We start from the raw sequence: 259 nt of genomic DNA on the forward strand, positions 1-259 counted from the left end.
CGCCTCTCAAGCAAGCGAAGCGAACAGCATTGCCCAATCAGCCGCTGCAGTCGCTTCAAGTGCTCAAAATGCAGCTAGTGAAGCGACTTCAACAGCTAACTCAGCTGCAACGGTTGCCTCATCGGCAGCCGACGCAGCAAGCAAGGCAGCTTCTCAAGCGAGCGAAGCTGCCCAAGCTGGTGATTTAAGTGCAGCCCAAGCGGCAAGCTCAGCTGCTTCATCATATGCAGCGTTGGCAAGTTCAGCTGCCTCAACAGCT

1 protein-coding gene is annotated in these 259 nt (G+C 55.6%); it reads left to right on the forward strand.

The window, feature by feature from the left end; translation table 11 throughout:
• On the forward strand, window positions 1-259 hold a 259-nt coding region (locus MN204_RS20960), incomplete at both ends, for a hypothetical protein (protein WP_249872980.1).

This window comes from Oceanobacillus saliphilus (assembly GCF_023522835.1).
GTDB classification, from domain to species: domain Bacteria; phylum Bacillota; class Bacilli; order Bacillales; family Amphibacillaceae; genus Oceanobacillus; species Oceanobacillus saliphilus.